This is a genomic window from Bradyrhizobium sp. OAE829 (assembly GCF_040546575.1).
Lineage (GTDB): Bacteria > Pseudomonadota > Alphaproteobacteria > Rhizobiales > Xanthobacteraceae > Bradyrhizobium.
Genome location: NZ_JBEPOE010000001.1, coordinates 1,209,082 through 1,228,347, shown reverse-complemented (window position 1 = coordinate 1,228,347; position 19,266 = coordinate 1,209,082). Strand labels below are relative to the sequence as shown.

Genomic DNA, 19,266 nt, shown 5'->3' with positions numbered 1-19,266 from the left:
TACCCGGCTTGATTTTCCGAAATCGCCAACCACCTTGAACTGACCCTAATCGTTCCCGGGGCGTTCGGCGGGGGTTTACTCTGCCGGCGCCTGCCCCGGGACAGCCATCCGTCCGCCATGCTATAACGCCGGGCGAAACAAGCCACGAGAACAAGCCGAGAGAAGCCTATGGCAGTGCATCAGGTCAGTCCGCAGGGTTCGAAGCTGGCCGCGCTCGATCCGATCTGGGATCGCGTGCGGAACGAGGCGGAAGACATCGTTCGCCGCGAGCCGGAACTGGCGTCCTTCATCTACTCGACCGTGCTGCATCACGAGCGGCTGGAAGATGCGGTGATCCACCGCCTGGCCGAGCGGCTCGATCATTCGGCGCTGTCGGGCGATCTGATCCGCCAGACTTATGACGAGGCGCTGCGCGACGAACCCGATCTCGGCAATGCGTTCCGCGCCGATCTGGTCGCGGTGTATGACCGCGATCCTGCGACGTCGCGCTTCATCGATCCCTTGCTTTACTTCAAGGGCTTCCACGCCCTGCAGACTCATCGGCTGGCGCACTGGCTGTACAAGCGAGGGCGCAAGGATTTCGCCTACTACCTGCAGAGCCGGGCGTCCGCGGTGTTCCAGACCGACATCAACCCGGCGGCGACCATCGGCCGCGGAATCTTCCTCGATCATGCGACCGGTTTCGTCTGCGGCGAGACGGCTGTCATCGAGGATGACGTTTCGATCCTGCACGGTGTCACGCTCGGCGGCACCGGCAAGGAGAACGAGGATCGCCATCCCAAGATTCGCCACGGCGTGCTGATCGGGGCCGGCGCGAAAATTCTCGGCAATATCGAGATCGGTCACTGCGCGCGCATCGCCGCAGGCTCAGTGGTGGTCAAACCGGTGCCGCATAACGTCACCGTGGCGGGTGTTCCGGCCAAGATCGTTGGCGAAGCCGGCTGCGCCGAGCCATCGCGCACCATGGACCAGATGCTCAACGCGATCGGGATCTGATTTCTATAGCGTTTTCCAGCGAAGTGGACCCGGTTCGCGCTAAGAAAACGCGTCAAAACAAGGAATCTAGAGCCCCCGTTTCGATTCAATCGAAACGGGGCTCTAGGGATTTTCTGACCTGTCGATCTCGTGAAGATACGGCTGGCGGTCTGCGCCGTCTCGGCCTAAAACTCCCCGGAAACCCCATATTATCCGATTGGAGACCACCGTGGACGTTCAGGAAGTCAGGAAGCTCGACGCCTATCTCAAGCGCGTATTCGGCAACCAGAAAATTCGCGTGGTGCCGCGCCCGAAAAAGGATGATTCCGCCGAGGTCTATATCGGTGAGGAGTTCATCGGCGTCCTGTTCGTCGACGACGAAGACGACGATCGTTCCTTCCAGTTCCAGATGGCGATCCTCGAGGAAGACCTGGTCGATCAGGGTTGATTTCGGAGAATGCGTAGGATGGGTAGAGCGAAACCCATCGCCGCACCGGCACTCGCTGTGATGGGTTTCGCTGCGTTCTACCCATCCTACGAAGTCAGCAAAGCCAACGCGCCGCTATTTGTGCGGCCCCTGCAATTGCGCCGTCAATCGGTTCATCGCATTGGCGACGTCGCGCCATTGCGATAGCCAGCTCCGCGGAAATCTGAATGTCAGGTCGGCGCCGTCGACACGGCGCTCGCTCAGGCACATTCCGGGCGTCACCCCGTCGCGCGTGCAGCGCGCGTTGAGGCCTGGCGCGCCGGCGGTGAACAGATCCTCGTTGGCATAGGGCGAGCCGTCGCGAAACGCGCGCATCGCCAGTCCGTCGTCGATCGGCGTTGCGGCCTGCTCAAGATAGCGCGGATAGATGGTGCGGACGCGGACGTCGGGCGCCAGCGTGTCGTGGTGCGCCGAGATCGACAGAAAGATCCGGTCGATCGGCTGCACCTTTTCTTCGACCGTATCGGCGCTCATGTGCTTCGGCGCCTCGGGCGCTTCGAGCGAAGGGAATGTGAAGCTGAGATCGACGCGTTCCTGTGGACCGGAATGGCGCTGGATTTTCCTGCGGATCGCCGACGTCGGCACGTTGAAGAGGGTGCCGCCCACGCTGACCGGTAACCGCGACGGCGCGTTGGCTGCACCGTTGCCCCAGGTCGGCCACAAGAGATAGGCCACGAGCCCGATTGCGCCGGCGGTGATGATCGCCGCCACCACGATCAGGACCATGTGCGAGCGCGGGTCTTTCCGCGTGTCGCGGGCGATGTGCTGGGCCGTCGAAAGCAGTGTCATGAAAGAAGTATCGGTCGAGTTCGAGGCTGAGGCCGAATCACCCGGCGAATATGCCACGGGCGGCGGGATTTCCGTATGATTTCACCGGCATCGGGCAAGCGCGAGCCATGCGGGATTGTGGCCTTCGGCTGTTAACCTTTCCTTAAGGATGCTGTGGCGGCGGGTCCCCGATTTTGCGAAAGCAGGGCGCGGTTTGTTCTGTAGCGGATGTGTTCCATGTCGCCCGATGCGTTGAATTCCCTGTTTTCCCTTTGCATCGGTTTTGCGCTCGCGGGCGCGTTGACCAGCGGCTACCAGGCCATGGCGGCGCGGCCCGCCGGTTTCGGGCTGCTCGGCAATGGCGTGGCGCCGAAGACGTTTGCGGCGGTTCCGTTCCTGGTTTTTGCTGCCCCCTTCATCATCATGCGCAATACCCTGCGCGGCGCCAGGATCGAGCGCCGCCGCTTCGAATTCGTGATGATGGCGACCGTGCTCGCGGGCTTCTGGAGCCTGATGTCCGGCACGTTCGTCCTGATGACGCTGCGGGCCGCAGGCCTGTTCGCTTAGAGCCTGGTCGCCTGAGGCGTATCCGGCCCTTTGCTTGATCATGCGCTGGCGGCTGTGCCAAGGTCTTCGCAAACGGAGACCTGATCATCATGGCGATCTACGAACTTGACGGGCAGGGGCCCGATCTTCCCGCGGACGGAAGCTATTTCATCGCCGATACCGCCACCGTCATCGGCAAGGTGCGTCTGAAGAACGGGGCCAGCGTGTGGTTCGGCGCGGTGCTCCGCGGCGACAATGAGTGGATCGAGATCGGTGAAGGCTCCAACGTGCAGGACAATTCGACCTGCCACACCGATCCCGGCTTTCCGCTGACGATCGGGAAAAACTGCACCGTCGGCCACAACGTCATCCTGCATGGCTGCACGCTCGAGGACGGCGCGCTGGTCGGGATGGGCTCGATCGTGATGAACGGCGCGAAGATCGGCCGCGGCAGTGTCGTCGGCGCGGGATCCGTTATCACCGAGGGCAAGGAATTTCCCGAGCATTCCCTGATCATCGGATCGCCCGCGCGCGTGATCCGCACGCTTTCGCCCGAGCAGGCGACGGCAATGGGACGTGCGGCGAAGTCCTACGCCATCAACGGACCGCGCTTCAAAAAAGGTTTGAAGAAGATCGGCTGAACGCAGCGTCAGGTATCTTCGGATTCGTCTTCAGACTCTTGGGCCTCGGCCGCGCCGGCAATTTGTTCGTGCCCGGCGGCCCAGAGCGCATGCTGTTCGCTGCCGTCCTGATACGGATTGGCTTCCGCCGGAATGTTCTCGCGCGCGGCGCGCTGACCCTGCTCGAATGGATCGGGATCGGTCGTCATGACGTTGCCTTCCGGGCTTTTGATTTCTTCTGTTTTACAGGTGTCTCTGTTTTGGCGCCGGAAAGTCTTGCGCTCTTGCGAAGTGCGTCCCTGAGATCGATCGGGATGCCGTGCTTCTTTAAAACGTCGGCAAAGGCTTCATCGGCCAGTTCCTGAATCGTCGCCATCCGGTCGCGTCCAAGCTGGGTCAGCTTGTCGAACGTGTCGTCGTCGAAAGCGATCAGTTTGCGCACGCGTCCTCAGCTCCGGCAAAGTGGCGGATACGTTTGCATAATGGTCCGCCCCCGAAAACGTTCCGGCCGGAACAAGCCTGTTTCGCCGTCGTTGAACCAGGAAAGGAGTTCTCGATGACCAAACCAACCGCATTTGCAGCAATGATCGCGCTCACCATCCTGACCGTGCCTGCCATTTCGTTGGCGCAAAACGCAGGCGGCGGCAGCGGAAGTGCTGGCGGCACAAGTGCCGGCGGCGCCGCGAGCGGCTCGACGACAGGAAGCAGCAGCGCGGTCGGTACGCCCAATGCTGGATCGGCGGGCGCCGGCTCGACCTCCATCCATGGCGTCCCACCCGGCCCGGCAAACCCGGCAGGTCTGAACAATTCGGGCAACGATCCGAGCGGCACAGGCAACGCGGCCAGGCTTCCCGCTGCGCCCGGCACCAACAGCGCCGGCACCGCCCAATCGTCGGGCCCGGCCGTGAACACTGGGGCCGGGGTCACGACCGGTGCTGCGGGCACAGGGTCGATGGAGCGACCGCATGCGGATGTCGATGCCGCCATCCAGCAGGAAAACAGGACCATCGACCGCAAGGTCAAGAGCATCTGCCGCGGCTGCTAGTTGCACGTTGCCGGTCGCGAGAAGTGCGAACACAGGCCGCGCGATTGCGTCGGTTCAGGTTGCAACTAATCCCGGCCTGGCGGGTTATCGGGATGATTTCGGCGGCCCCGGTGTTTAATCGCCGAGGCCGCGTTTGGTTTGCTTGGTTTGCTGGTACGTCGCTTGCATCACCTTGGGGATGCTGAACATGCTCTCAGTCCCGGCTTTGACGTTGGTGCTCCTGGGTGTCGTTGTAAGTCTGGGAGCGGCCGTCGTCTGGATACTCTGGGAAATCGAGCAGACGGTATCCAGGCCGCATCGCAACAGCGATCGCGTCGGATAGGCCGTCTGTTGGAATAGCGCGCAGCCATTTGCTGCGCGCCATTTTTCACGTCTGGTTTGCCCGCAGGTATTCTTGAGTTTTGACGCGTTTTCTTCACGCGAACCGGTGTCCACTTCGCTCGAAAACGCTCTCGCTAGCCCAGCACGCCATATTTCTTGAACCAGGCCTGCATCTGCGCCCACGCGTCGTCGGCCGCTTCCTTGCGATAGCTGGCACGGTAGTCGGCGTGGAAGCCATGCGGGGCGCCCGGATAGATCTTGAACTCGGCGGTCTTCTTGTTCGCCGCCAAGGCGGCCTTCAGGGCTTCCACGGTCGCGACGGGAATGCCGCTATCGGCTTCACCATAGAGGCCGAGCACGGGCGCCTTCATCTCGGGCGCGAGCTGCGTCGGGCTCTTCGGCCAGAGCGGGTTCGGCGGATCGACCGGCGGGCCGTAAAACGCGGCGCCTGCCTTGAGCGCGGGACTATGGGCGGCGTATTCCCAGACCGTCCGTCCGCCGCGGCAGAACCCGATGATGCCGAGCCGCGAAGTATCGCCGCCTTGCGACTTCGCCCACGCCACCGTGCTGTCGAGGTCGGACAGCAATTCGGCGTCCGGTTTCGAATTCACGATCGGCAGCAGTTGCGGGATGTCGGTGACCTTGGTGAGATCGGTGCCCTTGCGGAAATAGTAATCCGGCGCCACCGCGAGCACGCCGAGCTTGGCGAGGCGCCGCGTCACGTCCTTGATGTATTCATGCAGGCCGAAAATCTCCATCGCCACCAGCACGACCGGCGGATTGGCGGCGCCTTCGGGACGGGCGAAATAGCCGGGCATCTCGCCGTCGGCCACCTTGATCCTGGCATCGCCGGCGTTGAGGCCGTTGGTGTCGGTCTTGATGACGTCCGCCCGCACCGGCCCGGCGGCGAGCGTATAGCCGGCCGTGACGGCGGCCGTCGCGGTCATGAAGCTGCGGCGGGAAAACGGCGCGACTTTCGTCAGTCCGATGACATCAGCGGTCGGCAGGGGTTCGGCACTCATTGGGGAGGCTCCTTGGATGGCGTCTTCCGGCGCAAGGGGGTCCTTCGCATAGCGATCAAGTCTACGCAGATTGCGTAGACTTACCTGCGCCGAAACCGCATCAAAAACAAACGATTAGTGTGCGGTCCTCATGTTTCAGGATCGCATGGGTTCAAGAGAGCCGCATTCAGCAAACAATGCCGGCCAAAGGCAAATCACCTGCCTGCGAGCTAAATCTGAATCAGGATTTCGGAAACGCCGGAGCGAGGGATGGAGGGGGGCGCAAAAAACAAGGCCGTCGACGCAGTATACCGTCAACGACCTTGCCAGCCCCGGATATTGAAATCGGCTCACGCCATCCGGTGAACTGCAGCATGCAGGAGATTCCCGCGGCCATATGTGAAGCAGTTCACACTCGGAACACAAAATTGGCAGGAAAGCGGGTTTTTGGTGGCATGTGGTTGAGAACTGCCGCCGCTTTGGCCTGCAGCCGGGCACGGCGGACCGGGCTGAATGTGTCACGATCAGCGACGCAAAGGGGACTGATCACGCTGGCAAGTATCGCGAGGGCGCCCGGTCTTTGCGAGACGGGTCGCGGACCCCGTCCGGGCCTAGCGTCAGCCGTTCGACCTTCCGCGCTTGAGGGCGCTCTTGTTCGCGCGCGGCTTTGCCGCGCTGGATTTCCTGACCGACCGTTTGCGGGCAGAGGGTGGAGCGGCCGGTTCGGCCGCCTGCGCGCTCGCGAACGATTGCCGCAAGCCGTCGATCGATTCCGTCAGGGTGCCGACCTGTTCGGAGAGCTTTCTGGTATCGGCCTGCTGCGCAGCGAGCAGGCGGCGCACCGTCAGCAATTGATCCTGGACCACCTGGAGCTGATCGATCGATTCCTGCTGGGTGGCTTCGAGGCCCTTGGTTTTCTCGACCAGCTGTTCGGACGCCTGCGCGGTACGCGCCTGCAATTGCCTGACCGCAACGACGCGGTCGGTTTCAGGCGCGCTGCCGGTATAGGCCCGCCACAGCGTGATCGAGCCTATTCCCAGCACGACGATGACGAGAGCCGCAGCGCCGATCGCAATCGGCTGGCCACTGATACGCGCAAGCGCACTGGTATTCCGGGGAGCGGGTTCGATCATGAGACTCAAAATCCGGACGTAATTTCAATACCATCGCTTACCACAGGCTTGGCGGCGCCGAAACCCGGGATTCGCCCGATCGAGTTGGGATTCCGGGTAAAACATCAACAATCCCGGGCTTTTGCGCTGGAAAATGGCCTTGGATGGCCCGCGCGGCCTGCACACTCTCTACGACGGTTGTTGCAGATGCGCGCGGATAAATTGCCCCGCCTTCGCCAGGGCCTGGCGACCGTCCGCCAATCTCGCATTCCAGACCGGCCACGCGTGGATCATGTGCGGCCAGATCTCGAGGCTCAATTCGACGTTGGCCGAACCGGCGGCGGCCGCCAGCCGTGTGGCGTCCGCCAGCAGGGTTTCGGCCGAGCCGACCTGGATCAGGAGCGGCGGAAAGCCGGCGAGATCCGCAAATAGCGGCGAGATCAACGGATCCCGGCGATCGAGCGGCGACGGCGCATAGGCGTCCGCGAGTTCGGCGAGATAAGCCCGGTGGATCAGCGGGTCGATCGCATCCTTGGTGTCGAGCGTGGCGCCCGACATCGTGAGGTCGGTCCAGGGCGAGACCAGCCAGGCGCAGCCGGGCAGCGGCTCGCCTTCGCCGCGCAACCGGCCGATCAGTCCGAGCGCGAGATTACCGCCGGCGCTGTCGCCACCGACGGCGATGTTTGCCGCCGGTATGCCTAGCTTGCGCAAGAAGTGCCACGCCGTCAGCGCGTCCTCATGGGCGGCCGGGTAAGGGTGCTCGGGCGCGCGGCGGTAATCGATCGCGAGCGAGCGCGACCGTGCCGCACGGCCGGCTTCCGTCACCATCCGGCGATGGCTCACGATCGAACCGGAGCAATAACCGCCGCCGTGAAAATACAGCAGCACGCGCGACGGGTCGCTGCCTGATAAAAGCGACCACTCGCCGGGCACGCCGTCGCAGTCGACGGCGTCACACTTCACATCAGCAGCCACCGGCCAGGTCGATCCGACCTCGTCGAGCCGCTGGCGCCGCTCCGCCCATCCGACCGGTCGCGGTTTCGAACCCAGCAATGCGCGGATGGCGTCGATCTCGTTGTGGGGCACGGTCGGTTCCTCCGAAGCGCGCCATCATCTCATATCTGGCGCGGCACAAAAAGTTGCGGCATGCCTTGGGCGAGGGCGACTGGAGCTCACTTGTAATGCTGCTCAACGACGCGCAATCTTGCCCTCTCATGGGTCCGACGTTGCCCGATGGCCGGCATCGATCATGATCAGGAATGGAATCTATCTGGCGACCACAAGGTTTCAGGACGGCGTGGAAGCCTACAACCGACACGTGATGGTGCTGCGCGACGGCACGATGCGTGGGGGCGGTGGATTCTATTATACCGTCGGAAGCTACACCTGTTCTGACGGAAGGTGGAAAGGTGAAATGACCAGCCGGGAGCATACGCCGATTGACGGTACGTTTCCCTGGGCAGGAAAGGAAATCAGCATCGGATTTTCCGGAACCTATTCCGGGGAAGGTGCTGAGTTCGACGCTACGGCATTGGCTGGCAAGCGAAGCTTTCGCTTCAAATCGATCTACCGGCTGCTGCATGCCGACTGAACGCGAGCTACTTGCTGAGGGCGAAGCGCTCTTCATCCCCCAAAAAGGTTGCGGCCAGCCATTGGGGGATGGCTGGCCGCGCGCGAACCGGTCTGGGACGGGGAGGGGTGGGGATGTGACCGGGTCGCGGGTTGGTAAATTCCTTTGTCGTTAGCGATCGCGAGAACTGGCGGTGGCGACCGCGGGGCGATTGTCACCGAGCGACACCCACAGATTAGGGTCGCTCTGCGACTGACGCTTGACGAAGCGGTAGCCGGTCTCCGTCCAGGCGAGGACGCTTTCGTTCTGGTTGTCGAGCACGAATTCGCCCTTGTCGGTTTTGACCGTGAGCACCGCGTGGCCTTCGCCCTTCTTGTCGCGCACCACCGTGATCAGCAGCGCCTCGCGCGGCCAGCCGGCATCGATCAGCATCTTGCGCTTCAACAGCACGTAGTCCTCGCAGTCGCCGTAGCCGTCTGTCGGCAACGACCATTTCTCGATCACACCCCAATGATCTATGTCGGTGATCGGCTTGATGGTCTCGTTGACCCACTTGTTGACTCTCAGCAAATCTCGCCATGCCGTCTGCGACAGCACGATGTCCCGCGGCTGTGATGCGCCGCCGCGGCAGTCGCCGGGATTCTCGGCGCAGAATTCGACCCAGCCGATCGGCGAACGCGTGGTATCGCCAAGGCTGGCATAGAGCGCGTCACCGGCTTTCGCCTGATAACTCGTAGAGACGCTCATCCCCAGCAGGATGGCGGCAACCGCCAATCCCTTCCCCTGTCCCCTGAACAACATTGTGGCCCCCGTTTCTTGTTGGGACCATGTTTCGCACAAAGGATTTGCGCCGCCGCTAAGTCAGCCAAGTACATTTGACGCGAATACAAGTAAAAGGCGCAGCGAATTCGATCTATACTTGAATAAAATTCGCCTAAAATTTGAAACAACTGCAATTGATTCAAATTTTACGCATTAACGCGCCAGGCGCTGCCGCAGCGGCATTTGTGACTGCAAAAGCCGCCGGCGTTAACCTGCTCTGGCAGGCGCCAAAACACACAAAGGCGGTATCCGGCAACGCGGATACCGCCTCTTGAGGTCGATAAATCGGGGATTTTGGGCGGCTGGCGCTTTACCGCGCGCTAACCGCGTCTTCGAGCGTGTCGGCAATCTGCTCGTGGACGAACTCGAGCGCGAAGCCTTCTTCGAGATTTCGCACCACGCGCGACTGCACCTTGCCCAGCATGACCAGCGATTTCAGCGGCGGGCGGTTTTCCGCGGCAATCGCCGCACCCGACGCCGAGAGGTCGATGATCCGGCAGGTCATCTTGCTGCCGTCCTCGAGCGTGAGCAGCGCGATCGGGTTGCGCGGCACGATGCGGTCGTGGCGACGGTCTTCCGGCAGATTGAGGATGTCGCGGTTGGCGAGCCAGGTGAGCTGGGCGGCGAGCTTGTCGCGTTTGCGCGCGGTCGCGCCCACGGTCATGGCAAAACCGTTGTCGATGATGCGGGTGATCTTGCCCTCGACCCGGCCGATATGGTCGAGATAGGCGATCACGCGGTCGCCGACATTGCCGATACCGGGCGCCAGCAGGGCCAATCCGCCCGGCGACATATTGATGATCTGGCAGGGAAATTCACGCCGGTCCGGCAGCATGTAGCGGCCGAGCAGGTGGACTTTCACGCGCTGGAAGCGCCGTCGCTCTTCAGCGACCGGGACAGTGGATTTTTTTTGCGCAAACGACATTCTTCGCCACCCGACGTCCGGTCCTTCGGCGTCAGGAAGACCCTAAGGCCGACAGGGTTAATGATGTGTTATCGCCGGTTGCATCAAGTATGTGCATCAAGCTGTATGTGTCCGTGCCGTCGCGATCCGGTTGAACGTCCACAGCAGCAGCGGGCACAGCAAAACCATTACCGCGCCGAAGTCGAATGCGGTGGCGGCGGTCCCGGTCCATTTGGCGAGGCTGCCGCCGACAAACGGCCCCAGCATCATCGCCGCATAATAGACCGTGAAGAACAGGCCCATGCCGATCGCGCGGGTGGAAGGCTGCAGCACCTGCGCCGGCAGGCTCATGATTGGCCCTGACGGCAGCGCGCAGATGATGCCGAGCGCGACGACGGTCAGCAGCACGGCGCCGGAGCGTGGCAGCACCAGCATCAGCAGCGCGAACACGATGCAGCCGCCGACAAGAACAGTCTGCGGGCGCTTGGTTCGATCCGCCAGAAATCCGCCTGCCGGGCCGGTGAGCGCCGCCAGCCACAGCACGATGCTGATGGTCGATCCTGCTGACGCGATCGACCAGCCGCGTTCGACCAGCAACAACGGTCCGAAGCTGAAGATCATTGCAAAGCCGATATTGTAGATGCCCCAGAGCAACCCCGCGACGATCACCGCGATCGTTGCGTTGCGGTCGAGACGCGCGGGAACGCCGGAGACCGCAGCCGCATTCGGCGGCGATCGATAGCCCGCGGCAAGCAGAACGATCCCCGATCCGATCAAGGCTGCGACCGCAAAATAGACCGCGCTGACGCCCCAGGCGGTGCCGGTCGCGGGCAAGGTCAACAACGAAATCGCAATGCCAGCCGGCCATGAATTGACAAAGATCGCCATCGCGGTTGCGATCTCGCGACCGGCGAACCAGTCAGCGACCATCTTGCTCATCTGCACGTTGAGCAGCACGCCGCCGGCGCCCGCGATCAGCCGTCCCGCCATCTGCACGTTCCAGGAATCCGACAGCGCCATCGCAAGGCCGCCGATCATCATCAGCGCGAGCGCGGCAAGCACGGTGGTCTTGTCGCCGAACCTTTGCCCGATTGCGCCGCCCGGCAACGCAATCGCCACGCCCGGCGTGAAATAAAGACCGATCAGCAATCCGATATCGGCAAGGCTGACGCCGAAACTGGTGCCGAGCAGGGGTGCGACCGCGGCCACGCTCTGAAACTGGAAGGCCATCGTGAGGCGAACCACGAACAGGATCGCAAGAACGCCCCAGCGATTGCGCAATGCCCCACTCCCGGAAAAACGCCTCACCTTCAAGAGCTGCAGCGCAAGCTCTGGCCGCACCCGGCCTATGTCAATGCGCGCACGGATTTCGGGTTCGCCGACCGAGCGCGCAGCTACTTCTGGACCAGCTGGTTGAGATCCCGCTTGATCGAGTTCAGCAGCGACTCCAGCCGTTCCTGCCTGAAGGCGGGTTGCTCCGGCAAGACAGCTTGAACGGCCGGCTCCGCGACGGCGGCTTGAACGCGCTTCTCGGTGATGTCGGGCTTCGCGGTGATGTCGGGTTTTGCGGGAAAGACGGGTTTTTCGGGGAAATTCTGCCGAGCCGCTTGAACTTTACGGGCAGGCCGCTTGGGAAATACCGATCGAACGGGCTCTTCGGCCTGCGCACCGGCTTCGACGAACTCGCCGTGCAAAACGTCCTCGCGCCGTCCCATCAGCCACAGGACCGCCCAATAACAAACCGCCAGTAAAATCACGCAGAAAATAATGATCTCAAACATCGCTCACGTCCAATCCGGTCAGTATCCCGGTAAAGGCGGTTTTCGGTCAAGACCGCTGAAAGCGATTGTTTGTCAGTGCGTTGTTTCGGTACCATCATGCTTAATGTCAGGCCCGGCAGGGCCGGCCAAATTTTGGGGAGGGATGCGATGCCGGGAGTGAAGCGGGACCGCGACGATGCCGTCGGCGTGCTGACACTGGACGAACCTGCGACGCTGAATGCGATGACGCCCGATCTGTTGGGCGATCTTGCGCTCGCGATCGGTGAGATGACCGAGGATCCGGGGGTACGGGCGCTGGTCTTGACCGGCGCCGGACGCGGCTTCTGCTCCGGCCAGAACCTCAAGGCCGCCGCGATCCTCGGCGACGACATCGTCGACGGCGTGATGCGGTATTACTGGCCGGCCTTCAAGGCGCTGCGCGAATGCAAGGTGCCGGTCGTGGTAGCGGTCAATGGTGTGGCGGCCGGCGGCGGCTTCAGCCTCGCGATGGCGGGAGACGTGATTGTCGCGGCGCGCTCGGCGAGCTTCATTCAGGTCTTCAGCCGGATCGCGCTGGTGCCTGATCTCGGCTCGACCTGGCTACTGCCGCGCCTCGTCGGCCGGCAGCGCGCGCTCGAACTGATGCTGACCAACGAGCCGCTATCGGCCGAGACGGCCCGGGAATGGGGACTGGTCCGGGAAGTGTTCGATGATGCCGCGCTTCAGGGCGGCGCGCTGGCGCTGGCGCGCAAGCTCGCTAGCGGTCCGACGCGGGCGCTGGTTGCGACACGCCGCCTGATCGAGGAGAGCGAACACTCAAGCTATGCCGATCAGTTCCGGCGCGAAATCGAGATGCAGGCCGAGATCCGCAAGAGCGCGGATGCGCTGGAGGGGCGCAACGCGTTTCTTGAAAAGCGCGCCGCGCGGTTCAGCGGCCGGTAATTCCCTCATACACCATGAAGCCGCGCGCGATGGCGAGCTTGCGCAAGGCGCGGGGAACGAGCTTCTCCGGCCGGTGCAGATAGCGCCACGACGTCAGCTTGAAATCCTTCAGCGTGCCGAGATCGTCCTCGAACGGCGCCAGCAGGCCGGTGACGCTGATCGGCGCGTGCGCGCGGCTGTTGAACGGCAGCAGCAGCAATTCCAGATGCGCGGTCCGGCCGTCTTCCGACGTCGCGGTGATGCCGGCGACGGCGGCCAGCATTTCTTCGGCGACGTAAGTCACGATGTCCTGGACCTCGCGGCGGCTCTCTTCGGCGAACAGCGCCGAGAAGCTGCTGTCCTTTGCATCGCGGCCGAGCAGGGCGCAGACCCGGGTTCCGGCGACGCGGAAGGGGAAGCCGGCTTCGCTTTCGTAACCCAGCACGAAGATGTCGCCCAGCAGTTCGCGTACCGCTGATGGTTCGATCTCGCTGCGGTCAGGTGCCCGCGCGTGGCCGCGTTTTGCGTCCCAATAGGCAAAAAACTGACGGCTCGATGGATGTTTCATACGTTGGCCTCGCCCCCGCCCGTGGCAGGGCGGCACATATCTGTCCCGATTTTGCTCACGTGCTGTCCCTTCTGTGTTGTGCAGGACAGGCTGTGCAGCGTCCATGCCGTGGACGCGGTTTGGCGGGTTTGGCGGCGGCTTTGCGTTGTTAACGTTAAATTAACTATGCGATTGGCGATCCAGCGGCGGCCTGCGTAGAGTGGAACGCATCGGGCCCGGACGGCTTATCTCCGACTTGCCGGCTCGGTTGGTACACAGGTGGCGTCAAACAGTTTGGTCATCGCGCGGGGAGGGGTGGGGATGTTCCCCTAAGCTCCAGGGGCGCGAAAAGATCGGCGACGAGGGAGGATGTTCTCAGCATCCTCCCTTTTTCTTTTTTGGCACAGCAGTTCCGTGTCCCGGACGCAGTGCAGCGCCTTTGACGGTTCGGACGTTTGTGCACTTGCACAGCGCGGGCAAAGCCGCCTATCTGGGCCGAATGCTCCCCAAAGCCGCTCTGAAGGTCCCTGGCCCCTTGGAATCCCAGCCTGAAACCCAGCTTGAAGCCCCGGAAGGTCCGCGCGAGCCGATCCTGACCCTGCCGGGTGCGCTGACGGCCTATGTCGCGCTGATCGCGGTCATTCACCTGCGTGTGCTGCTGCCGCCGGAACTCGAGAACTGGACCATCGACGTCTTCGGTTTCATTCCGAAACGCTACGATTCGACGCTGCTCAACATCGATTTTCCCGGCGGCACGGGCGCCAAGGTCTGGACCTTCGTCACCTATTCGCTGCTGCACGCCAACCTCACCCATATCGGCTTCAACGTGCTGTGGCTGTTGCCGTTCGGCAGCGCGCTGGCGCGGCGGTTCGGGGCGGTCAGGTTTTACGTGTTCATGGCCGTGACGGCCGCGGCCGGTGCGCTTGCGCATCTGCTCACGCATGAACACGCGATCGCGCCGATGATCGGCGCGTCGGCGTCGGTGTCCGGCACCATGGCGGCCGCCATGCGCTTTGCCTTTGTGAAGGGAAGCTTTCTGTCGTTCAGCCGGGGGGACGCGGATGCAGCGGCGAAGGTGCCGGCGCTGTCGCTCGGACAGGCCTTTCGCGACACCCGCGTGCTGGGATTTCTGGCGGTGTGGTTCGGCGTCAACATCATCTTTGGCGTCGGATCGATTTCGATCGGCGCCGACGGCGGCACCGTGGCGTGGCAAGCGCATATCGGCGGATTTCTCGCCGGCCTGATGCTGTTTTCGCTGTTCGATCCGGTGCCGCGGATGGCAACGCATGCTGCAGATGCGTCATCGCAAGACGAGGCTGACCGCGTCTGATCGTCGCTTGCGGCGCACCGCGATTTCATTCATCATCTTCACATGTCGTGACACAAGACAAAGCCCGCTGCCGTGCAGGACAGCTGAGCTTGTAAACCGTGCCTGAAACGCTCTTGAAGCCAATACGGCGCGGAACTGTTGATTGAAGACTCGCGAACAAGTCGAACCCCCAAAAGGGGTGCGCACCGATTCAGGAGGCGGCAATGACGGTACGTGCAATTCTCGATTCCAAAGGCCATCACATCCTGAGCGTCGAGCCGGACGTCAAGCTCTCGGCCGCGGTCAAACTCCTTGGCGAGCGCAAGATCGGCGCCGTGCTGGTCATGAACCAGGGACGCCTCGAAGGCATCCTGTCGGAGCGCGACATCGTCCGCGTGCTCGGCGAGCGTGGCGCCAAGGTGCTGGACGAGCCGGTCAGTGCCGTGATGACGCGCAAGGTGGTCAGTTGCCGGGAGTCGGACACGGTCAGCGGCATCATGGAAATGATGACGCTGGGCAAGTTCAGGCATCTGCCTGTCGTCGAGGAGGGCAAGGTGGTCGGCCTGATCTCGATCGGCGACATCGTCAAGCGCCGTGTCCACGAATATGAAGCCGAGCAGGAAGCGCTGCGCGACTACATCAAGACCGCCTGAGCGCTATTCTTTCTCTGGTTCGGCCTTTTCGGTAGGCGTGGCGGTGCCAGCCGCTGGCGGCGCCAGAATGTGGATCGCTTCCTGGATGGAATCGATGGCGCGCTCGGCGGCGCGCGCGCCATGGGCGATCAGATCGTCGGCGCGGTGAAAATCGAACAAGCCGATCTTGGCGACACGGGGCGAGATCAGGAGATCCGGCGGATCGCCTGCCAGCCGCGCGCGGGTGATGCGGTCCTGCATGATGTTGAAGGCGTCCACCATGACGGTGGAGATTCCCGGCCGTCCGCCGCCGCCGAAGAACTCGCGCTTCATGGTGCGCTCTGCCGAGAAAAACCTGCCGAAACCGCGCTTTGCTGGTTCGGCTTCAGGTACTGCCTCAGGTGCGACCGAGACGTTAAGGTCCGCCGCCGCGCCGTGGGAATAAATCGTTGTTGCGTGGGTGAAGATGTCGCTGGAGAGATTGGCGGCGATGACGATCTCCGCGCCGAGGGCGCGTGCCGCCGACACCGGAACCGGGTTGACCAGCGCGCCATCGACCAGCCAGCGGTCGCCGATCAGGATCGGCGAGAATATTCCCGGCAGCGCGTATGAGGCCTGCATCGCGTCGATCATGCGGCCATGGGTCAGCCAGATCTCGTGGCCGGTGCGCACTTCGGTTGCAACAGTGGCGAATTTCACCGGCAGGTCCTCGATCAGGCCCTGGCCCATCGTCGTCTCGAGTTGGGCGGCAAGCCTGCTGCCGCCGATCAGGCCGGAGCCGTTGAGACGGATATCGAGATAGCCGAAAATATTGCGCGGCTGCAGGCCGCGCGCCCATTCTTCCACCTTTTCGAGATTGCCGGAGGCGTAGCCGCCGCCGATCACCGCACCCATCGACGTTCCCACGACGACATTGGGATGGATACCGTGCGCGACCAGGGTCTTGATGATGCCGATATGGGCGAAGCCGCGCGCGGCGCCACCGCCCAGCGCCAGCCCGATCACCGGCCGGCGGATGCTGCCGAGTCCTACCTCGTCACGGCCGTCGGAGCCCTTTTGGCCGCGGCCCATCCAGTTATCCAACACGAAAAACTCTCCTGCGGCTCAAGCATATTCGCCGCGGCATGGCCGCACCAGAATCATGTCAATCAATTCCAGATGCTTGGTTTATGCCCGGCCAAAGCGGCCTAGGCGGGGATTATGACTGGACCACGACCGCGGGATCAACATCGGGTTTAGGTGCGGGTTCCTCGCTTAGGGGGTACCCCGGGACGCTCTGCAGGCTTGAATTTGCCGCGTTTTCAGTGAAAAGCATGGCCATGGCTTGGCGAGGCAATGGCATCGGCGGGGACGGGAGCGCGTGGCGGCTTTTCCCGCGGCTTCTGCTTGCCCCAATGCTTGCCTTGGTGTTGCTGGCACCTGGCCCTGCTTCGGCCCAGATGTTCTCCGATCGCCCGCCGCCGGTGCCGCCGGGTTCGATTCCGGATGCGCCGTCGGGCCCTGCGATGAACCTGGCGCCGCCCGGCTCTGTACCCACCCTGCCGCCAACGCTGACGCAGCCGACCCTGGTGCCGCCGTCGATCGCCACCGTCCCGCCAGCGGCGCCGCCGCCGGGCGCCTCGCCGCCCGGCCAGGCCGTGCTGTCCCTGACGGCGCGCTACGGCAAGGATTTGCCGGTCATCAATAGCGGACTGGTGTGGCGGGTATTCGCCGACAAGCCGGACGATAACGGCACCTTCCGCCTGATCCGCGAGGACCGCGGTGCGACCCCGAACATCGTGCTGCCGCCGGGCAATTATGTCGTGCATGTCGCGCTCGGCCTCGTCAGCGCGGTGCGGGCGGTGAGCCTGAAGTCGGAGACCGATCGCGAATCCTTCGTGCTTCCGGCCGGCGGCCTGCGCATCGAAGGCCGCGTCGGCACCTCCAAGATTCCGCCGAACCAGATTTCGTTCGCGATCTACAAAGGCAGCCAGTTCGACGGCGCCGAGCGGACCTCGCTGTTGCCCAACGTCGCCGGCGGCGACGTCGCGCTGCTGCCGGAGGGCACCTACTACATCATCTCCAACTACGGCGACGCCAATTCCGTGGTCCGTTCCGACATCCGCGTGCAGGCCGGCAAGCTGACCGACGTGATCGTCACCCATCGCGCCGCGGTCATCACGCTGAAACTGGTCAGCGACAGGGGCGGCGAGGCGCTCGCCAACACCGCATGGTCGGTCATCACGCCGGGCGGCGACGTCATCAAGGAATCGATCGGCGCATTTCCCCGCGTCGTCCTGTCCGAAGGCGAATACCGCGCCATCGCCAAGAACGAAGGCAAGGTGTTCGAGCGCCCGTTCAACGTGGTGAACGGTGTTGATGGCGAGGTCGAGGTGGTGGCGCGGTAAGTCGTGAGCAGGGTCGCTGCTTTGCAGCCCTCGCTCCATGCTTATCAAGTCAGGACACCTGTTCTTCTATCCATCGAAGATAGTCGTCCGAGCCGTTCTTGATGTCGAGCATGATGATTTGCGGGATATCGTAGGTGTGCTCGCGCTTGATCAGTTGTTCAATCTTGGAGAAGTGGGCCGCGATAGTCTTGATTGTGAGTGTGTATTCATTGTGGTTGTGAATTGTTGCCTGCCAACGATAGAAACTGTCGACTTCTCTTATCTGCACGGCGGCGGCGAGACGTAAATCGACAAGCTGCTTGGCGATCTTGCGCGCAAGAAAATCTTGCTTTGTTGACGTGAGAATAAGGACGGGCAATTTGCGTAGCTCTACAGTGGCGGGCGCGGGCATTTACGCCGTAAAGGGCATTGCTCGTCAAGCACGAAAGCTATGAGCGTGGAGAGCTTGGCCGCGCGCCTGACTTCGTACGCAAGCGCGTAGGTAGTTCTCACCATAAGCGCGCGAGCATTAATACCTACGCTGAACTGGACGCATTTCGCGCCGCCGCGTGCTACGTACTATCCACAGCAGGCAAGGCGGAGCATCAAGATGCACCGCTGAAAGCCCAACGAATTGGTGCGTCCCGAACGACAGGAGTGCGCCGGCGTGAATGCGCCAAGTCGAATGAGCAGCAAGAAGATTCTTTTGGCGACGGATCTCAGTGCGCGCTGTGACCGCGCGCTTTGCCGGGCGGCCATGCTTGCAGCCCAGTGGCAATCGTCGCTGATCGTCTTGCATGTAGTTGAGGACCGCGACGTGAGTATCCCGAAGACAGCAGGTTTGCCGTCGTGGAGACGCTCGCCAGATCCGCTTGATACAGCCAGAAAACACCTCCTGGCCGATGTCGACGCACTTCCGGCCCGGCCAACGGTGCGAATCGCCGAAGGAAATCCGGTAGAGACCATTCTGTGCAATGCCGACGCTGAGAATTGCGATCTGATTGCAATCGGCATCGGAAGAGACGAGTCGTTCGGCCATTTCATTCTGGGCAGGACCGCGGATCGACTACTTCGTCGGGCTCGGGTTCCGCTCCTTGTTGTCAAGGAGCGTCCTCGCAGGCCCTACAGGAATATTGTTTTCGCTACTGACCTCTCCGCTTCCTCCCGTTATGCCCTGGAAACAGCCGGACGCCTTTTCACTGGACAAAGGCTGACAGTTTTTCATGCGTACACCCCAGCGTCCGAATTGATAACTGAATCAGTATCGCATCGACAATATCGTATGGAAGTCGAGCAGGAAGTGCAGGCGTTCTTGGCAGGAGTCGACAAAACAGCACCCGGTTGGCAACAGCCTCATGTGCTGATCGAGGATGGCGCACCAAATTTATTGCTGCGTGACTATGTGCGAGACAAGGATGTCGACCTGATAGTGCTTGGTACGCACGGGCGGAGTTCCTTCCTCGAGTTGTTTCTTGGGAGCACGGCAAAGGTGATCATGGATGACGTGGCCTGCGATGCGCTCGTCATCCGGGAACCGCGCGCATCGGTCGATACGTAACC

The 19,266-nt window shown here is 62.5% G+C and carries 24 protein-coding genes; 11 read left to right on the top strand and 13 right to left on the bottom strand.

What is annotated here, in order from left to right:
* Positions 1-168 precede the first annotated feature (168 nt).
* Entirely contained in the window at positions 169-996 is an 828-nt protein-coding gene (cysE, locus tag ABIE49_RS06115; protein WP_192734034.1) for a serine O-acetyltransferase, read from the top strand.
* A 208-nt stretch (positions 997-1,204) separates the two neighbouring features.
* Positions 1,205-1,423: a DUF3126 family protein gene (locus tag ABIE49_RS06110; RefSeq protein ID WP_192734033.1), complete on the top strand. Its 219-nt coding sequence runs from the start codon at positions 1,205-1,207 to the stop codon at positions 1,421-1,423.
* Positions 1,424-1,537: 114 nt separating this feature from the next.
* On the opposite strand, the gene ABIE49_RS06105 is transcribed toward ABIE49_RS06110, so the two are convergent.
* Entirely contained in the window at positions 1,538-2,251 is a 714-nt protein-coding gene (locus tag ABIE49_RS06105) for a hypothetical protein (RefSeq protein ID WP_192734032.1), read from the bottom strand.
* 216 nt (positions 2,252-2,467) lie between these two features.
* Between ABIE49_RS06105 and ABIE49_RS06100 the strand changes: the two genes are divergently transcribed.
* The gene (locus ABIE49_RS06100) at positions 2,468-2,797 is read left to right on the top strand and encodes a DUF6949 family protein (RefSeq protein ID WP_192734031.1); all 330 of its coding nucleotides are present in this window, start codon (positions 2,468-2,470) and stop codon (positions 2,795-2,797) included.
* A gap of 89 nt (positions 2,798-2,886) precedes the next feature.
* On the top strand, positions 2,887-3,417 hold the full coding sequence (locus ABIE49_RS06095) for a gamma carbonic anhydrase family protein (RefSeq protein WP_192734030.1): 531 nt from the start codon (positions 2,887-2,889) through the stop codon (positions 3,415-3,417).
* 8 nt (positions 3,418-3,425) lie between these two features.
* Here the strand turns inward: ABIE49_RS06095 and ABIE49_RS06090 are convergent, their stop codons facing one another.
* Positions 3,426-3,605: a hypothetical protein gene (locus ABIE49_RS06090; RefSeq protein WP_192734029.1), complete on the bottom strand. Its 180-nt coding sequence runs from the start codon at positions 3,603-3,605 to the stop codon at positions 3,426-3,428.
* Positions 3,602-3,838: a hypothetical protein gene (locus ABIE49_RS06085; RefSeq protein ID WP_192734028.1), complete on the bottom strand. Its 237-nt coding sequence runs from the start codon at positions 3,836-3,838 to the stop codon at positions 3,602-3,604. Before ABIE49_RS06085 ends, ABIE49_RS06090 begins: the two co-directional genes overlap by 4 nt.
* A gap of 114 nt (positions 3,839-3,952) precedes the next feature.
* Here ABIE49_RS06085 and ABIE49_RS06080 point away from each other — a divergent pair, with 114 nt between their 5' ends.
* On the top strand, positions 3,953-4,441 hold the full coding sequence (locus ABIE49_RS06080) for a hypothetical protein (protein ID WP_354066621.1): 489 nt from the start codon (positions 3,953-3,955) through the stop codon (positions 4,439-4,441).
* 455 nt (positions 4,442-4,896) lie between these two features.
* On the opposite strand, the gene ABIE49_RS06075 is transcribed toward ABIE49_RS06080, so the two are convergent.
* The 3 genes from ABIE49_RS06075 to ABIE49_RS06065 form a co-directional block, all read right to left on the bottom strand.
* Positions 4,897-5,709, bottom strand: a complete 813-nt coding sequence (locus tag ABIE49_RS06075) for a dienelactone hydrolase family protein (RefSeq protein WP_192734265.1) — start codon at positions 5,707-5,709, stop codon at positions 4,897-4,899.
* A 671-nt stretch (positions 5,710-6,380) separates the two neighbouring features.
* Entirely contained in the window at positions 6,381-6,896 is a 516-nt protein-coding gene (locus ABIE49_RS06070) for a hypothetical protein (protein WP_192734027.1), read from the bottom strand.
* A gap of 168 nt (positions 6,897-7,064) precedes the next feature.
* Positions 7,065-7,961: an alpha/beta hydrolase gene (locus tag ABIE49_RS06065; protein WP_192734026.1), complete on the bottom strand. Its 897-nt coding sequence runs from the start codon at positions 7,959-7,961 to the stop codon at positions 7,065-7,067.
* A gap of 163 nt (positions 7,962-8,124) precedes the next feature.
* Here ABIE49_RS06065 and ABIE49_RS06060 point away from each other — a divergent pair, with 163 nt between their 5' ends.
* Entirely contained in the window at positions 8,125-8,466 is a 342-nt protein-coding gene (locus ABIE49_RS06060) for a hypothetical protein (protein WP_192734025.1), read from the top strand.
* A 150-nt stretch (positions 8,467-8,616) separates the two neighbouring features.
* Here the strand turns inward: ABIE49_RS06060 and ABIE49_RS06055 are convergent, their stop codons facing one another.
* From ABIE49_RS06055 to ABIE49_RS06040, 4 genes are all read right to left on the bottom strand, one after another.
* The gene (locus ABIE49_RS06055; protein ID WP_192734024.1) at positions 8,617-9,246 is read right to left on the bottom strand and encodes a transglutaminase-like cysteine peptidase; all 630 of its coding nucleotides are present in this window, start codon (positions 9,244-9,246) and stop codon (positions 8,617-8,619) included.
* Positions 9,247-9,577: 331 nt separating this feature from the next.
* Positions 9,578-10,192: a PilZ domain-containing protein gene (locus tag ABIE49_RS06050; protein ID WP_192734023.1), complete on the bottom strand. Its 615-nt coding sequence runs from the start codon at positions 10,190-10,192 to the stop codon at positions 9,578-9,580.
* A 96-nt stretch (positions 10,193-10,288) separates the two neighbouring features.
* A complete protein-coding gene (locus ABIE49_RS06045) occupies positions 10,289-11,452 on the bottom strand; it encodes an MFS transporter (RefSeq protein ID WP_192734022.1) in 1,164 nt (387 codons plus the stop codon).
* A gap of 113 nt (positions 11,453-11,565) precedes the next feature.
* Positions 11,566-11,952 (bottom strand): hypothetical protein, encoded by a 387-nt coding sequence (locus ABIE49_RS06040; protein ID WP_192734021.1) that lies wholly within the window; start codon positions 11,950-11,952, stop codon positions 11,566-11,568.
* Positions 11,953-12,099: 147 nt separating this feature from the next.
* On the opposite strand from ABIE49_RS06040, the gene ABIE49_RS06035 reads away from it, so the two are divergent.
* A complete protein-coding gene (locus ABIE49_RS06035) occupies positions 12,100-12,873 on the top strand; it encodes an enoyl-CoA hydratase-related protein (protein WP_192734020.1) in 774 nt (257 codons plus the stop codon).
* Here ABIE49_RS06035 and ABIE49_RS06030 read toward each other — a convergent pair.
* Positions 12,860-13,420 (bottom strand): PAS domain-containing protein, encoded by a 561-nt coding sequence (locus ABIE49_RS06030; RefSeq protein ID WP_192734019.1) that lies wholly within the window; start codon positions 13,418-13,420, stop codon positions 12,860-12,862. The genes ABIE49_RS06035 and ABIE49_RS06030 overlap by 14 nt on opposite strands.
* Before the next feature lie 478 nt (positions 13,421-13,898).
* Between ABIE49_RS06030 and ABIE49_RS06025 the strand changes: the two genes are divergently transcribed.
* Together ABIE49_RS06025 and ABIE49_RS06020 are read left to right on the top strand one after the other, a co-directional pair.
* Positions 13,899-14,729, top strand: a complete 831-nt coding sequence (locus ABIE49_RS06025; RefSeq protein WP_192734018.1) for a rhomboid family intramembrane serine protease — start codon at positions 13,899-13,901, stop codon at positions 14,727-14,729.
* A 203-nt stretch (positions 14,730-14,932) separates the two neighbouring features.
* Positions 14,933-15,361, top strand: a complete 429-nt coding sequence (locus ABIE49_RS06020; RefSeq protein WP_192734017.1) for a CBS domain-containing protein — start codon at positions 14,933-14,935, stop codon at positions 15,359-15,361.
* Positions 15,362-15,364: 3 nt separating this feature from the next.
* On the opposite strand, the gene ABIE49_RS06015 is transcribed toward ABIE49_RS06020, so the two are convergent.
* A complete protein-coding gene (locus ABIE49_RS06015) occupies positions 15,365-16,426 on the bottom strand; it encodes a patatin-like phospholipase family protein (RefSeq protein ID WP_192734016.1) in 1,062 nt (353 codons plus the stop codon).
* 233 nt (positions 16,427-16,659) lie between these two features.
* Here ABIE49_RS06015 and ABIE49_RS06010 point away from each other — a divergent pair, with 233 nt between their 5' ends.
* Complete coding sequence (locus ABIE49_RS06010) at positions 16,660-17,727, top strand: RgsD C-terminal domain-containing protein (RefSeq protein WP_192734015.1); 1,068 nt, start codon at positions 16,660-16,662, stop codon at positions 17,725-17,727.
* Between the two features lie 49 nt (positions 17,728-17,776).
* Here the strand turns inward: ABIE49_RS06010 and cutA are convergent, their stop codons facing one another.
* Complete coding sequence (gene cutA / locus ABIE49_RS06005) at positions 17,777-18,118, bottom strand: divalent-cation tolerance protein CutA (RefSeq protein WP_192734014.1); 342 nt, start codon at positions 18,116-18,118, stop codon at positions 17,777-17,779.
* A gap of 273 nt (positions 18,119-18,391) precedes the next feature.
* On the opposite strand from cutA, the gene ABIE49_RS06000 reads away from it, so the two are divergent.
* Positions 18,392-19,264 (top strand): universal stress protein, encoded by an 873-nt coding sequence (locus ABIE49_RS06000; protein WP_192734013.1) that lies wholly within the window; start codon positions 18,392-18,394, stop codon positions 19,262-19,264.
* Positions 19,265-19,266 lie beyond the last annotated feature (2 nt).